Annotated in this window: 13 protein-coding genes; 11 read left to right on the forward strand and 2 right to left on the reverse strand. The window is 64.1% G+C overall.

Features of this window, described 5'->3' with window-relative positions; genetic code table 11:
- Positions 1-191: 191 nt before the first annotated feature.
- Entirely contained in the window at positions 192-1,079 is an 888-nt protein-coding gene (locus V6M87_RS13390) for a DMT family transporter (RefSeq protein ID WP_332877136.1), read from the reverse strand.
- Positions 1,080-1,168: 89 nt separating this feature from the next.
- On the opposite strand from V6M87_RS13390, the gene V6M87_RS13395 reads away from it, so the two are divergent.
- On the forward strand, positions 1,169-2,101 hold the full coding sequence (locus tag V6M87_RS13395) for a LysR family transcriptional regulator (protein WP_332877137.1): 933 nt from the start codon (positions 1,169-1,171) through the stop codon (positions 2,099-2,101).
- 109 nt (positions 2,102-2,210) lie between these two features.
- On the opposite strand, the gene V6M87_RS13400 is transcribed toward V6M87_RS13395, so the two are convergent.
- Positions 2,211-2,810: a CGNR zinc finger domain-containing protein gene (locus tag V6M87_RS13400; protein WP_332877138.1), complete on the reverse strand. Its 600-nt coding sequence runs from the start codon at positions 2,808-2,810 to the stop codon at positions 2,211-2,213.
- 124 nt (positions 2,811-2,934) lie between these two features.
- On the opposite strand from V6M87_RS13400, the gene V6M87_RS13405 reads away from it, so the two are divergent.
- From V6M87_RS13405 to V6M87_RS13450, 10 genes are all read left to right on the forward strand, one after another.
- Positions 2,935-3,867: an alpha/beta fold hydrolase gene (locus tag V6M87_RS13405; protein WP_332877139.1), complete on the forward strand. Its 933-nt coding sequence runs from the start codon at positions 2,935-2,937 to the stop codon at positions 3,865-3,867.
- 200 nt (positions 3,868-4,067) lie between these two features.
- Positions 4,068-4,517, forward strand: coding sequence for a DUF2231 domain-containing protein (locus V6M87_RS13410; RefSeq protein WP_332877140.1), 450 nt, complete (start codon positions 4,068-4,070; stop codon positions 4,515-4,517).
- Complete coding sequence (locus tag V6M87_RS13415) at positions 4,504-5,835, forward strand: PQQ-dependent sugar dehydrogenase (protein ID WP_332877141.1); 1,332 nt, start codon at positions 4,504-4,506, stop codon at positions 5,833-5,835. Before V6M87_RS13410 ends, V6M87_RS13415 begins: the two co-directional genes overlap by 14 nt.
- A gap of 109 nt (positions 5,836-5,944) precedes the next feature.
- Complete coding sequence (gene hutU, locus V6M87_RS13420) at positions 5,945-7,642, forward strand: urocanate hydratase (protein ID WP_332877142.1); 1,698 nt, start codon at positions 5,945-5,947, stop codon at positions 7,640-7,642.
- On the forward strand, positions 7,639-9,177 hold the full coding sequence (gene hutH / locus V6M87_RS13425; protein ID WP_332877143.1) for a histidine ammonia-lyase: 1,539 nt from the start codon (positions 7,639-7,641) through the stop codon (positions 9,175-9,177). Before hutU ends, hutH begins: the two co-directional genes overlap by 4 nt.
- Before the next feature lie 9 nt (positions 9,178-9,186).
- Complete coding sequence (hutG, locus tag V6M87_RS13430; RefSeq protein ID WP_332877144.1) at positions 9,187-9,975, forward strand: N-formylglutamate deformylase; 789 nt, start codon at positions 9,187-9,189, stop codon at positions 9,973-9,975.
- Positions 9,972-11,342, forward strand: coding sequence for a formimidoylglutamate deiminase (locus V6M87_RS13435; RefSeq protein WP_332877145.1), 1,371 nt, complete (start codon positions 9,972-9,974; stop codon positions 11,340-11,342). Before hutG ends, V6M87_RS13435 begins: the two co-directional genes overlap by 4 nt.
- Positions 11,339-11,950 carry a HutD/Ves family protein gene (locus V6M87_RS13440; RefSeq protein WP_332877146.1) on the forward strand — a complete coding sequence of 204 codons (612 nt, stop codon included), beginning with the start codon at positions 11,339-11,341 and terminating at the stop codon, positions 11,948-11,950. The genes V6M87_RS13435 and V6M87_RS13440 overlap by 4 nt, the downstream gene beginning before the upstream one ends.
- On the forward strand, positions 11,951-13,171 hold the full coding sequence (gene hutI / locus V6M87_RS13445; protein ID WP_332877147.1) for an imidazolonepropionase: 1,221 nt from the start codon (positions 11,951-11,953) through the stop codon (positions 13,169-13,171).
- A 16-nt stretch (positions 13,172-13,187) separates the two neighbouring features.
- Positions 13,188-14,654 carry a glycine betaine ABC transporter substrate-binding protein gene (locus V6M87_RS13450; protein ID WP_332877148.1) on the forward strand — a complete coding sequence of 489 codons (1,467 nt, stop codon included), beginning with the start codon at positions 13,188-13,190 and terminating at the stop codon, positions 14,652-14,654.
- Positions 14,655-14,719: the final 65 nt, after the last annotated feature.

Consider the following 14,719-nt stretch of genomic DNA (forward strand, 5'->3'; position numbering starts at 1 on the left):
TCAAGCGCTCAAGGAGTGGCAGCATAAGAAACCAGAGTTATTCGTCAAACGCGTTTATGACCAGGCGAGACTTGACAGTTAAGCGATCACGCAACGGCGGCAGTACGCCGGCCGCATGATTCAAAGACAGCTGCTTTCACCCGCCGCAATGCCTTGTATTCATGCGGGCAGGGAATGCGGCGGGTGCCGGGTTATTTCCGCGTGCAGAAATAGACGGCAACGCCGGTGATCACGAATCCGCCAATCGCAGTCGGCAGCAATGTTTCGCCAAGCACGGCATAAGCCATGATGGCGGTCACCCCGGGAATCAAATAGAACAGGCTGGCCACCTTGCTGGCCTCGCCATTCCGCATCAAGATATACAGGAGGCTGATCGCACCGATGGAATTGACGATCGATAGCCAGGCCGACGCGAATACCAACTGCGCGCTCCATTGCACGGCAAAATGCTCGAATTCACCGGCAAAGAACATCGCCGCAAGGCTGGCGAAAGAAAGTTGTACCAGCCCGGCAATGCGCAGGTCGATACCGACACAGAATTTTTTCTGATAAAGCGTTCCCAGCGTAATTCCCACCAGCGCCAGCAGTGCGGCAAGATAGCCACCCATCCCCGCATGACCCATGCCAACCTTGTTCGCCACCACCATGTAGACCCCCACCAGACCGATGGCCAGGCCAGACCACTGTTTTCCGGTCAGGCGCTCGCCGAGAAACACACTTGCGCCAAGCGCCGTAAAGATGGGCATCGTACCGATGAACAGGGCGCTAATGCCAGCCGTCACGCCGAGTTTCAATGCGGTGTACAGGCCAAAGAATTGCAAGACCTGGATGAGCAATCCCACCACTATCAGGTGAACGTAATCGATGCCGCGCCGCGGCCAGGTCGGTTTGGTCAGCACTGTCACCGCCAGCAGAATCAGCGCGGCACTGCCGAAACGGAGAAACAGCAAGGTGAACGGCCCCGCAAAGGGAATGCCGATTTTACCCACCACATATCCCGAGCTCCACATGAAGATAAAAAGGAGGGGCAGTCCGAAAGCGCCAATTTTCGTGGCTGGATTAATCGTCATGGTTGTCATGGTTATCTCTTGAAGTAATCGAAAGAGACAGACTACAATCTTTGAAATGTCTTCACAATCCACCAAAATAGAACAACATTGTTTCCAAAATGAGCCTGATTAAAAAATACAGTCTGGACGATCTGGTCACCTATGTTGCGGTGGTGGACACGGGGAGCTTTTCTGCGGCGTCGATTGCTTTGGCGTCCAGAAAACCCGCAGTCAGCAAACAGATCGCGCGTTTGGAACTTGCCTTGCAAACGCGCTTGCTGAACCGCACCACCCGTCATCTCAGCATGACGGAGGTGGGGCAAGAGGTTTATCGGCATGCATTGCGCATGCTGGAGGAGACCGCCGAGTTGGAATTGAAGGTCGCCCGCAATCTGGGGGCGCCCTCCGGCCTGCTCCGCATCAGCACCTCGACCGTATTTGGCAATTTGCATCTCGCCGGTTTGCTGGCGGGGTTTCAGGCACGTTATCCCGAAGTGATGGTGGAGTTGCACCTGACCGACCGCTTCGTCAGCCTCGCAGACGAGGGCTATGACGTGGTTTTGCGCATGTCCAGGGAAATGCCGCTGATGACCGCCATTGCGCGGCCGCTCGCCAGGCTGCATTACGCCGTCGTGGCGTCACCGGGATACGTCGAGCGCTTTGGCGCACCTGAAACCCTGGAACAGCTGGCCGGGCATCGCTGCATCACATTCAACCAAACTGGCGCAGCCGCCACGTGGCACTTTGGCTTCCAGGGCGCAACGACATCGATCAAGGTAAAAAATACGCTGTCCATCAATAGCAGTGAATCACTGCGCGTTTGCATGCTCAATGGCTGCGGTATCGCGCTCTTGCCGACATTTGCCGTGGGGCCCGACATCAAACGCGGACATGCTCTCGCCCTCCTGACCGCATACCAGCCGGTCGGCATGTTTGGCGACTACCTGCACGCGCTGTATCTGGAAAATCGCTACCTGGCGCCGAAAGTGCGCGTATTCATCGACTACATCATCGAACAGATCGGCCCCCGCGCATATTGGGACGATTTCTGAGCGCGCGCCTTCGTTATGTCCGGGCAGGAATGCGCTTTGAGACTGATGAAGCAGCGGTGGCAGGCTGCGGTGGCAATCCCGCCAGGCAAGGGCCGAAGGCGCAACGGCATTACGACGTGGCGACGCCTTTTTTCCTGAACTGCGCTGCCTTGTAGCGGTTGCCGCACAAGGCCATGCTGCACCAGCGCCGCTTGTGCGCCTTGGTGCGGTCGTAGAACCACAGGACGCAGTCGGGATGCTCGCATTGCTTCACGAGTGCAGCGTCGCCATCGACCAGCAACTGCGCCACGGCTTCAGCCACCGGCCCGAGCAAAGCCGCAACCGGCTCGGCGTGTGCCACGCGCGTGAGCGTCAGCAGGCCGTCACTGTCGCGCGCCAGCTGCGGCGCGCTGAGGTAAGCGCGCAGGTACGGGTCCAGGCTGGCGGTGTCGCCGAGCTGCTTGTCCTTGTACTGGAGAATCAGCTTGCGTGCCACGGCCCGCAAGGACTTTCCCTGCGCCAGCAGCGTGGCAGCATGCGCGGCGCTGTCGGCGGCGGCGGGCAAACCATGCTGCGCCAGCCACCGGCATACAGCAGCGCCACTGTCCCAGTAGTCGACCGTTGCCCCATCGCGCTGCGCCTCGGTGTTCAGGAGATCGAGTGCCAGGTGATCTCCCAGCATCGGTGGTTCGGACCATGCATGCTCCGACGGCTTGCCTGCTGCATCCATTCAGTAACCTCTAAAAATATGTTTGACAGGTTACTTAAAACGACAGATACTGCGCCTTAAGTAACCGCTTATTATTAATTATACCGGTTATTTGCACCGATCTCTGTCCATTCAAGGAAACCTCATGCACACCAAATCACTTTTTGCCGCCACCACCCTGGCCACCGCCCTGGTCGCCAGCGCCGCCGACCATCCCGCCCAGGTCCATCACCGGACCATGGAGGTCCAGGGCGTCAAGCTGTTCTACCGCGAGGCCGGTCCGGCCCAGGCTCCCACCGTTCTGCTGCTGCATGGTTTTGGCGCCTCGTCGTACATGTTTCGCGACCTGATTCCGCAGTTGGCCACCCGCTACCACGTGGTCGCGCCGGACCTGCCCGGCTTCGGGCAGACCAGCGTGATCCCGGGCCAGCCATTCGCCTGGACCTTCGACAAGCTGGCGTCCGTGATCGATGCGTTCACGGTGGCCAAGGGAATGGACCGTTACGCCATGTACGTATTCGACTATGGCGCCCCGGTAGGCTGGCGCCTGGCGGTTAACAATCCGGACAAAATCACGGCGCTGGTCAGCCAGAATGGCAACGCCTACGAAGAGGGCCTGAGCGCTGGCTGGGCCGACATGCGTACCGCCTGGGCCGCGCCCAGCGCCGCCAACCGCGAAGCGCTGCGCCGCTTCAACACACTCGATATGACGAAATGGCAGTACACCGAAGGCGTCACGGACGCGTCGCTGATCGCGCCCGAAACCTGGCAACTGGCCCACGCTGCCACCGAGCGCATCGGCGTGGAAGTGCAGATGGACTTGTTGCTCGACTATGGCCAAAACATCAAGCAGTACAGTGCGCTGCACGCCTACTTCCGCCGCTACCACCCGCCGACGCTGGCAATCTGGGGCAAGAACGACCCCTTCTTTTTCCCGGCCGGCGCCGAAGCGTTCAAACGCGACAATCCGCAAGCGGAAGTGCGCTTCCTCGACACCGGCCACTTCGCCATCGAAACCCACGGCCGCGAGATCGCCGTGCAGATGCTGGATTTTTTAGACCGTAGCATCAAACCCTGAGCCAGCGCCTGCTGCTAAAAACCTGGATCGGTGCCGTCAATACGGATTCGCCTGCATGCCATCGCGTCGTCGATTTATTGCCATTCATGCTAATCTTTAAATCAACTACCGGGACCTGTGAAGCAGGGGCCGGTTTTTTCGCATACGGCAATTCACTCACATTCAAGAGGCAGCATCATGGATAACAAGAGGGCAGCATCATGAAGGCAGAACAGCATCCGTCGCGCTTTAGCCTGACGTCAGCAGTTTTCAATTTACTCGACCCGATTCCTTTCGGTTTCTTTGTTGGCGTGCTGATTTTTGACGTCATTTATGCCAATACGGCCAATGTGCTGTGGATGAAAAGCGCGGCCTGGCTGGTCACATTTGGCTTGCTGTTCGCGATCATCCCGCAACTGATCAATCTGGCCGTGGTCTGGTTCAGCAAACGCCGCATCCGCTCGCGCGGTCAGGTCATCAATTTCTGGCTGAACGTGGTCGGTATCGTGGCCGCGCTGGTCAATGCATTTGTCCACAGCCGCGATGCTTATGCCGTGATTCCCGATGGCGTATGGCTGTCCATTTTGACGGTGGCCGCAATGGGCATAGGACGCATTATTTTGGCGGGCGAAGTCGTTACTTACAAGGAATTGAATCATGGACAAGCATAAACAACGTTGGGCGCGCGCGCTGGGAATGGCAGCTGGCTTGACGCTGGTATTGAGTGCTTGCAGCGAGAAATCGAAAGTTGATCCTGCAACGCAAATTGGCGCGAATCCGACGCTGCCAGGCGCGAAGGATTTCCTGGTCCCGCCGATGCAGGTTCCGAAAGGCGTCGGCTGGGCAGCGAATGCAGCGCCGCAAGTCGCGCCCGGTTTGCAGATCGAGAAGATCGCATCCGGCCTGCTGCATCCACGCCAACTGCTGGTGTTGCCGAACCAGGACGTGCTGGTGGTGGAAGCGAACGGCCCCGGCGAAGAATCCGTCACGACACCGAAACAGGTGATCGCGGGCATGGTCAAAGGTAACTCGGGCAAAGGCGGCAAGGGCGGTAACCGCATTACGCTGCTGCGCAAGAAAGCCGGCGCCAGCGGGGAGTGGGAACAATTCGTCTACATCGAGAAACTGCACTCGCCGTTCGGGATTCAGCTGGTCGGCGACACCCTGTATGTGGCCAATACCGGCAACATCATGAAATACCGCTACACCCCCGGCGAAACCAGAATGTCCGATCCGGGCGTCGAATTGGGCGACCTGCCAAGTACGGTCAATCACCACTGGACCAAGGCCTTGCTGGCCAGCCCGGACGGCAAAAAACTGTATGTCGGCAGCGGCTCGAACAGCAACATCACGGAAAATGGCATGGAGGTGGAATACCGCCGCGCCGCCGTGCTGGAAGTCGATAGCGCGACCGGTGCGAGCCGGGTATTTGCGTCGGGTATCCGCAATCCGACCGGCCTGCAATGGGAACCGCAATCGGGCAAACTGTGGGCCATCGCCAATGAGCGTGATGAAATTGGCGCCGACCTGGTGCCGGATTACCTGACCTCGCTGCAGGAAAAAGGTTTTTATGGCTGGCCGTATAGCTATTTTGGCCAGAATGTCGACCACCGGGTAAAACCGCAGCGGCCGGACCTGGTGGCAAAAGCCATCAAGCCCGACTATGCGCTTGGTTCGCACGTGGCCGCCTTGGGCTTGCTGTTTTATAGCGGTGATAACCTGCCGGCCAAATACAAGGGCGGCGCCTTCGTCAGTGAGCACGGCAGCTGGGATCGCTCGCCCCTGAGCGGTTACCAGATCGTGTATGTCCCGTTCGTCAATGGTATGCCGAGCGGCGCCGCGCAGCCGGTCGTGACCGGTTTTCATTCGGCGGACGAAAAACACCTGTACGGAGCGCCGGTCGGCCTCGCACAGGACGCGCAAGGCGGCTTGCTATTCGCCGACGACGTGGGCAATGTCATCTGGCGCGTGACCAGCGCCAGACAGTAGGCACGGCAGGGGCGGGTCGGAAAGCGATTGACTTGCTTGTATAGACAACCTAGACTAAAAAGCACGCGGATGGCGCTTGTCCGCCGCTTTGCCTGTCCGAGGAGTTGTCATGTCGACCGATCCGCGCTTTGACCCCACCCGCAGCGTCCGCGCCCCGCGCGGCACCGAACTGCATTGCAAGAGCTGGCTGACCGAGGCCGCTTACCGCATGCTGCAAAACAACCTCGACGCCGAAGTGGCGGAGAATCCGGCCAGCCTGGTGGTCTACGGCGGCATCGGCCGCGCGGCGCGCGACTGGGCCTGCTTCGACCAGATCCTGGCCTCGCTGCGCACCCTCGAGGACGACCAGACCCTGCTCATCCAGTCCGGCAAACCCGTGGGGGTGTTCCAGACCCACGCCGATGCACCGCGCGTGCTGATTGCCAATTCCAACCTGGTGCCGAAATGGGCGACCTGGGAACACTTCAGCGAACTCGATCGCAAGGGCCTGTTCATGTACGGCCAGATGACCGCCGGCAGCTGGATTTATATCGGCACCCAGGGCATCGTGCAGGGCACCTATGAAACCTTTGCCGAAGCCGGACGCCAGCATTTCGGCGGCGACTGGGGTGGGCGCTGGATCCTCACTGCGGGCCTGGGCGGCATGGGCGGCGCGCAGCCGCTGGCGGCCAGCTTTGCCGGTGCGGTATCGCTGACCATCGAATGCCAGCAAAGCAGCATCGATTTCCGCTTGCGCACGCGTTACGTGGACCAGCAGGCCGCAAATATCGACGACGCGCTGGCGCTGGTGGCGCATCACACGGCGCGCCGCGAAGCGGTGTCGATCGCGCTGCTCGGCAACGCCGCCGAGGTGCTGCCGGAGCTGGTGCGCCGCGCCCGTGCCGGCGGCCTGAAACCGGATCTGGTCACCGACCAGACCTCCGCGCACGACCTGGTCAACGGTTACCTGCCGCTTGGCTGGAGCGTCGCACAATGGAAGGCCGCGATGGCGGACCCGGCGCAACATGCGCAACTCAAGGCCGCCGCAGCAGCGTCCTGCGCCGTCCACGTGCAAGCCATCCTCGACTTCAAGGCACTGGGCGTGCACGCGGTCGACTACGGCAACAACATCCGCCAAGTCGCGTTCGACGCCGGCGTGGCCAGTGCCTTCGATTTCCCCGGCTTCGTGCCAGCCTACATCCGGCCGCAGTTCTGCGAAGGGCGCGGCCCGTTCCGCTGGGTGGCGTTATCCGGCGACCCGGAAGACATCTATAAGACCGATGCGAAAATCAAGGAACTGTTCCCGCACCACGCGCAAGTCCACCGCTGGCTCGACATGGCGCGCCAACGCATCGCCTTCCAGGGCCTGCCGGCGCGCATCTGCTGGCTGGGCCTGGGCGAGCGCCACCTGGCCGGCCTGGCGTTCAACGAAATGGTGCGCACGGGTGAGCTGAAGGCGCCGATCGTCATCGGGCGCGATCACCTCGACACCGGTTCCGTCGCCAGCCCGAACCGCGAAACCGAAGCCATGCGCGACGGCACCGATGCCGTCTCCGACTGGCCCCTGCTCAACGCCTTGTTGAATACGGCCGGCGGCGCGACCTGGGTCTCGCTGCACCACGGCGGCGGGGTCGGCATGGGATATTCCCAGCATGCCGGCATGGTGATCGTCGCCGACGGCAGCGAAGCCGCCGCGAAACGGCTGGCGCGGGTGCTCGTCAATGACAGCGGCTCGGGCGTCATGCGCCATGCCGACGCCGGCTATGAAACCGCCATCGCCTGTGCCGCACGCACCGGCCTGAACCTTCCCATGATCAATCCAACATGACTTCTTTTATCTTGCACCCGGGCGCGCTGACACTGGCCGCCCTGCGCGCCGTCTGGACCGAACACGCCCCGATCGCGCTCGCTGCGTCGGCTTACGATGCCATCAATGCGTCCTGTGCCACGGTGCAGGCTATCGTCGCCAGGGGTGCTCCGGCCTATGGCATCAACACCGGGTTCGGCATCCTCGCCAAGGCGCACATCCCGCAGCACCAGCTGGAAAAGCTGCAGCGCAATCTGATCCTGTCGCACGCGGTCGGTACCGGCGCGCTGCTGTCGGACGCGGTGGTGCGCCTGATCGTCCTGACAAAAATCGGCAGCCTGGCGCGCGGCTACTCGGGCGTGCGTCCACTCATCATCGACACCTTGATCGCGCTCTACAACGCCGGGATCAATCCGGCCATCCCCGCCAAAGGCTCGGTCGGCGCCTCGGGCGACCTGGCGCCGCTGGCGCACATGACGCTGGCCATGATGGGTGTCGGCGAGGTGCGCGCCAACGGCGTGGTCATGCCCGCGAGTGAAGCGCTGGCGGCAGCCGGCATCGCACCGGTGGTGCTGGCCGCGAAAGAGGGTCTCGCACTGATCAACGGCACCCAGGTGTCGACCGCGCTGGCGCTGCACGGCCTGTTCATGGCCGAACGGGTGCTGGAAGCGGCGATGGTCACGGGCGCCTTGTCGATCGACGCCGCGCGCGCCAGCGATGCCCCGTTCGACGCGCGCGTGCACGCGGTGCGCGGCCAGCCGGGCCAGATTGCCGCCGCCGCCATCTACCGCGAACTGGTGGCCGGCAGCGCCATCCGCGCGTCGCACCTGGTCGGCGATGAGCGCGTGCAGGACCCGTACAGCCTGCGTTGCCAGCCGCAAGTGATGGGCGCAGTGATGGACATCATTGGCAACGCCGCACGCACCTTGCTGATCGAAGCGAATGCGGTCACCGACAACCCGCTGATCTTCCCGGACCAAGGTGGCGAAGTCATCTCGGGCGGGAATTTCCACGCCGAGCCGGTGGCGTTTGCGGCCGATGCGCTGGCGCTGGCGATTGCCGAAATCGGCGCGTTGTCGGAGCGCCGCATCGCGCTGCTGATTGACGCCCACCTGTCGGGCCTGCCATCGTTCCTGGTGCGCGCGCCGGGCCTCAATTCCGGCTTCATGATCGCCCACGTGACGGCCGCCGCACTGGCGTCGGAAAACAAGTCGATGGCGCATCCGGCCAGTGTCGACAGCCTGCCCACCTCGGCCAACCAGGAAGACCACGTCAGCATGGCGACCTTCGCGGCGCGCCGTCTCGACGAGATGGCGCAGAATACGGCGGTGATCGTCGGCATCGAATTGCTGGCGGCGGCGCAGGGCATCGAGTTTCACCGGCCCTTGCGCAGCTCGGCCATCCTGGAACAGGTGCATGCGGCGCTGCGCACGCAGGTGGCGCCGTTCGACGAAGACCGTTTTTTTGCGCCCGATATCGAAGTGGCGCGCCGGATGGTGGTCGAGGGCGCCTTGTCGAGCGCATGCAAGGACCTGTTCGCGGTATTACATCCATAAGGAGAGGCGATGGACGTTCGTTTCAAGGCCGGCAGCGCGCCGCTGTTGATCTCGATGCCGCACGTGGGCACCGATATCCCCGACGCGATCGCCGCCACCATGGCGCCGTGCGCGTTGAGGCGCGCCGACACCGACTGGCACCTGGAACAACTGTACGCATTCGCGCACGAGCTGGGTGCCTCGACGCTGGCCGCACGCTGGTCGCGCTACGTCATCGACGTGAACCGTCCGCCCGAAGACACGAATCTGTATCCCGGCCTGGATACCACCGGCCTGTGCCCGGTCGACACCTTCGCACGCGAGCGCCTGTACCAGGCCGGGCGCGCGCCGTCCGAGCCCGAAATCGCGCGCCGCCTGCAGCGCTACTGGCAGCCCTACCACCAGCAGCTGCGCGCCGAGCTCGATCGCCTGCTGGCCCTGCACGGGCGCGTGCTGTTATGGGATGCGCATTCGATCGCCTCGATGGTGCCGCGCTTTTTCGACGGCCGGCTGCCCGACCTGAATATCGGGACCGCCAACGGCGCGGCCTGCGCCCCCGAACTGGAACGCGCCGTGGTCGACGTGGCGCAGCGCCAGCAGCAGTTCACGGTGGCGCTCAACGGCCGCTTCAAGGGCGGCTACATCACGCGCCAGTACGGCCAGCCGCAGCGGAATGTGCACGCGCTGCAACTGGAAATGTGCCAGTACCTATACATGGATGAAGCGGCGCCGTATGGCTACCGGCCCGACCATGCCGCGCTGGTCTTGCCGCTGCTGCGCGACTGTGTCGGCGCGGCGCTCGACTGGGTGCGGCAGTGAAGCAGCTGTTCGCGCGCCACGCGCTGCTGCCGCAAGGCTGGGCGCGCAATGTGCTGATCGCGTGGGATGGCGCCGGCACGCTGACCGAGGTGCATGCCAACGCCGACGGCGCGCCCGACGTGGGCTACGTTTTGCCCGGCATGGTCAACCTGCATTCGCACGCGTTCCAGCGCGCCCTGGGCGGCCTGACCGAGCGTGCCGGCAGCACGCTCGACAACAGCGCCGACAGCTTCTGGACCTGGCGCGACCTGATGTACCGTTTTGCCGCCACCATCACGCCCGAGCAGGTGGAGGCCATCGCTGCCCAGCTGTTCGTCGAGTGCCTGCGCTATGGCTACACGGCGTTGTGCGAATTCCACTACCTGCAGCGCGACCCCCAGGGCGAGTGGTATGGCCACCTGGCCGGCATGGCCGAGCGCATCGCCGCCGCGGCCGCGGCGAGCGGCATTGGCCTGACCCTGCTGCCGGTGCTGTACAGCCACGCCGGTTTTGGCGCGCAAGCCTTGCGCCCGGAACAGCGGCGCTTCCACACCAGCGTGCGCGACGTGCATGACATCGTCGCGGCGCTCGAACCGCTGCGCAGCAGCCAGCTCGAAGTGGGCGCGGCGCCCCATTCGCTGCGCGCGGCCAGCGTCGAACAGATGCGCGAACTGGTGGACGGCCTGCCGGCGGGGCGACCGCTGCATTTGCACATCGCCGAGCAGCAGGCCGAAGTCGACCAGTGCCTCGCGTTCTGCGGGCAGCGTCCGGTCGACTACCTGCTCTCGCAGCTGGCGATCGATGCGCGCTGGTGCCTGGTGCACGCCACCCATCTGAGCGGCGCCGAAAGCGCGCGCCTAGCCGCCAGCGGCGCCGTGGCCGGCTTGTGCCCGACCACGGAAGCGAACCTGGGCGACGGCCTGTTCCCGCTCGCGCCGTATATTGCCGCTGGCGGCGCGTTCGGCATCGGCAGCGACAGCCACGTCTCGCACAGCCCGGTGGAAGAACTGCGCTGGCTCGAGTACGGCCAGCGGCTGGCGCGGCAACGCCGCAACGTGGCGGCCACGGCTGCCACGCCGGATGTGGCCGAATTCCTGTGGCAGGGCGCGCTGCGCGGCGGGGCGCAGGCTGCGGGACGGCCGGTTGGCGCGCTGGCAGTGGGCAAACGGGCCGATTTGCTGGTGCTGGACGATGCGCACGTCAACCTCGACGGTATCGATGCGGCCGATGTGCTGGGCCGTTTCCTGTTTTCGGGCAACGATAACCTGGTGCGCGATGTGCTCGCCGGTGGGCAGTGGGTGGTCAGAAACGGTGTACATATTAATCAGGACAGCATCGCGCATCGGTATAAACTAGCGCTACACCAATTGCGCGAGGTAAGCCGATGAGCACACTGATTCCTTTTGCGGGCCTGGCAACGGTCCCGTGGAAAAATGGCAGCGGCAGCACGACGCAAATCGCCGTCGACCCACCGGAAGGCGATTTCGACACCTTTGATTGGCGCATCAGCCTGGCGACCATCTCCGAAGACGGGCCGTTTTCCATTTTCCCCGGCGTCGAGCGCACGCTGGCGCTGGTCGACGGCCATGGCCTGACGCTCGACATCGACGGCAACGATCGCGTCTTGATCGGCAAGGACGAACCCGTGCTGGCGTTCAGTGGCGATTCCGAAATCGAGGCCACGCTCAACCGCGGCCCGTCGGTCGATTTCAACATCATGACGCGCAGCGAAACCTGCTACCACCTGTTCGGCCGGCGCCGGCTGACCGGCAACCCCTCGGGCTTCGCGCCGCGCGGCGACGTCAGCGTGCTGTTCCTGGCCGAAGGCGATAGCCTGTCGGTCAGCAGCGATGGTGAACGCATCGGCATGGTGCGCTTCGATACCATCCTGTTCCGCAACGACAGCACCGTCTGGCGCCTCGAAGGGGACCCTGGCGTGGTGCTCATCGCCGATATCTTCTTCAATCACGACGACGACGGCGACGAGCTCGAATAAATGCACGATCTCGTCATCGTCAACGTGCAGCTGGCGACGATGGTCGACGGTTACGGCGCCATCCACGATGCCGCCATCGCCGTGCAGGGTGGCCGCATCGCCTGGCTCGGTGCGCGTGCCGACGCCGCGCCTGCCGCGCAGACTATCGACGGTGGCGGCGCCTGGCTCACGCCGGGCCTGATCGACTGCCACACCCACATCGTCCACGCCGGTAACCGCAGTGACGAATTTGAAGCCAGACTGGACGGCGCCAGCTACGAAGAGATTGCCCGCGCCGGTGGCGGCATCATGGCCACCGTACGCGCCACCCGCGCGGCCGATGTCGATGCGCTGCTGCGCGCCAGCGCGCCGCGCGTGCTGCGCCTGCTGGCCGAGGGCGTGACGACGCTGGAGATCAAATCCGGCTATGGCCTCACGCTGGAAAGTGAAGCGACGATGCTGCGCGCGGCACGCCGCATCGGGCAATTGCTGCCGGTGCGCGTGGCCACGACCTTCCTGGGTGCGCACGCGCTGCCGCCCGAATTCGCCGGCCGCGCCGACGCCTACATCGACGATCTGTGCGCCACCATGCTGCCGCAACTGGCAGGGGAGGGCCTGGTCGACGCGGTCGACGCCTTCTGCGAGCGCATCGGCTTTACCAGCGCCCAGACCGAACGCGTCTTCTGCGCCGCCGCGCGCCTTGGCCTGCCCGTGAAACTGCACGCCGAGCAGCTGTCCGACCAGGGCGGCGCCGCGCTGGTGGCGCGCTTTGGCGGACTGTCGGCAGACCACCTGGAGCACCTCACGCAAGATGGCATCGACGCCATGGCCGGCGCCGGCACGGTGGCCGTGCTGCTCCCCGGCGCGTATTACTTTTTGCGCGAAACGGTCGCGCCGCCGCTGGCCGCCTTGCGCGCCGCCGGCGTCCCGCTGGCCGTGGCCACCGACTGCAATCCCGGCACCTCGCCGCTCACTTCTCTGCTGCTGGCGATGAACATGGCGTGTACCTTGTGGCGCATGACACCGGCCGAAGCGCTGGCCGGCTGCACCGTGCACGCCGCCCGCGCGCTCGGGCTGCATGACGACATCGGCACGCTGGAGGTGGGCAAGCGCGCCGACTTCGCGCTGTGGGACATCGCGCGTCCGGCCGACCTGGCGTATGCAATGGGCCTGAATCCGTGCCGCCTGGTCGTCAATGGCGGTGTGCCACGCGCGCCGGTGGTAAGCTGGCCCCGGCACTAATCACTCAAGGATGTTCATGCGTTTTCTATTTGCGCTGGCCGCACTGCTGCTGGCCGGCGTCGCCGTGGCTGCCGACGGCACGCTGCACGTCGGCTCCAAGCGGTTCACCGAGTCGTACATTCTGGGCGAGCTGCTGACGCAAACGGCCGCGAAAACCGGTCCTGCCGAGCATCGCCAGGGCCTGGGCAACACCGCCATCGTGCTCGCTGCCCTGCAGGCCGGCAGCATCGACGTCTATCCCGAATACCTCGGCACGATCGACCTGGAAATTTTGAAGAACACGCGCGCCAGCACGCTGGACGAGATGCGCGCGCAACTGGCGCCGCTGGGACTGGGGGTCGGCCTGCCGCTCGGTTTCAACAACACGTATGCGCTGGCGGTGCGCGCCGATCAACAGGGCGTGACACGCCTGTCCGATTTGAAGGCCCATCCTGCACTGAAGCTTGGCCTGTCGCACGAATTCATCGGCCGCGCCGATGGCTGGCCTGGCCTCGCGGCGCGCTATGGCGTGACGCAGGCGCCGCGCGGCCTCGATCACGGCATCGCGTACGAAGCGCTGAACGCGCGCCAGGTCGACGTCATCGACATCTATTCGACCGATGCGAAAATCGCGCAATACAAGCTGCGCGTGCTGGACGACGACCTGAAATACTTCCCGCGTTACGACGCCGTCTTGCTGTATCGGCTGGATCTGCCGCAGCGCCTGCCCGCGGCCTGGAAATCGCTGCAGGCGCTTGCGGGCAGCATCAGCAACGCCGACATGATCGCCATGAACGCGGCGGTCGAAATCGACGGTAAAAGTTTTGCGGCGGTGGCGCAGGCGCGCCTCACGCCATCGTCGACGCGCAGCGCGCGTGACGGCCTGCGCGCCAAACTGTTCGGCCCGGACCTGTGGAAGCTCACGCGCCAGCACTTGACGCTGGTCGCGCTGTCGCTGGTGCTGGCCTGCCTGGTCGGGATTCCGCTGGGCGTACTGGCGGCCCATGCACCGCGCTTGCGCCAGCCTGTGCTGGCGCTGGTGGGCATGCTGCAGACGGTGCCGTCGCTGGCGCTGCTGGCGATCATGATTCCGCTGCTGGGCATGATCGGCACCGTGCCGGCGCTGGTCGCGCTGTTCGTGTACGCCCTGCTGCCCATCGTGAGGAATACCTGTACCGGCATCCTGCAGGTACCGGCCGGGCTGCGTACGGCGGCGCTGGCGCTGGGCCTGCGCCGCGGCGTGACGCTGACCCACATCGAATTGCCGCTGGCGCTGCCTGTCATCCTGGCCGGCGTGAAAACAGCGGCGGTGATGAGCGTCGGCACCGCGACGATTGCCGCGTTCATTGGGGCCGGCGGCTATGGCGAACGGATCACCATCGGCCTGGCGCTGAACGACAACGACATGCTGCTGGCCGGCGCCATTCCCGCGGCCGTGCTGGCGCTGCTGACCCAGGGTGGATTCGAGTTGGCCGAATATTGGATCGCGCGCCGACGCCGATAAGTGTGCCAGAATAGACCCACATAAATACACGCCACTTCACCATGCCATCCGCTACATTTCGCGTT

Source organism: Massilia sp. S19_KUP03_FR1 (assembly GCF_036688685.1).
Lineage (GTDB): Bacteria > Pseudomonadota > Gammaproteobacteria > Burkholderiales > Burkholderiaceae_D > JALYUM01.

Bases quoted from the DNA above. Each gene is read 5' to 3' on its own strand.
- V6M87_RS13415 (WP_332877141.1), top strand. From the start codon at position 4,504: ATGGACAAGCATAAACAACGTTGGGCGCGCGCGCTGGGAATGGCAGCT.
- hutH (WP_332877143.1), top strand. From the start codon at position 7,639: ATGACTTCTTTTATCTTGCACCCGGGCGCGCTGACACTGGCCGCCCTG.
- hutU (WP_332877142.1), top strand. From the start codon at position 5,945: ATGTCGACCGATCCGCGCTTTGACCCCACCCGCAGCGTCCGCGCCCCG.
- hutG (WP_332877144.1), top strand. From the start codon at position 9,187: ATGGACGTTCGTTTCAAGGCCGGCAGCGCGCCGCTGTTGATCTCGATG.
- V6M87_RS13405 (WP_332877139.1), top strand. From the start codon at position 2,935: ATGCACACCAAATCACTTTTTGCCGCCACCACCCTGGCCACCGCCCTG.
- V6M87_RS13440 (WP_332877146.1), top strand. From the start codon at position 11,339: ATGAGCACACTGATTCCTTTTGCGGGCCTGGCAACGGTCCCGTGGAAA.
- V6M87_RS13450 (WP_332877148.1), top strand. From the start codon at position 13,188: ATGCGTTTTCTATTTGCGCTGGCCGCACTGCTGCTGGCCGGCGTCGCC.
- V6M87_RS13390 (WP_332877136.1), bottom strand. From the start codon at position 1,079: ATGACAACCATGACGATTAATCCAGCCACGAAAATTGGCGCTTTCGGA.
- V6M87_RS13400 (WP_332877138.1), bottom strand. From the start codon at position 2,810: ATGGATGCAGCAGGCAAGCCGTCGGAGCATGCATGGTCCGAACCACCG.
- hutI (WP_332877147.1), top strand. From the start codon at position 11,951: ATGCACGATCTCGTCATCGTCAACGTGCAGCTGGCGACGATGGTCGAC.
- V6M87_RS13395 (WP_332877137.1), top strand. From the start codon at position 1,169: ATGAGCCTGATTAAAAAATACAGTCTGGACGATCTGGTCACCTATGTT.
- V6M87_RS13410 (WP_332877140.1), top strand. From the start codon at position 4,068: ATGAAGGCAGAACAGCATCCGTCGCGCTTTAGCCTGACGTCAGCAGTT.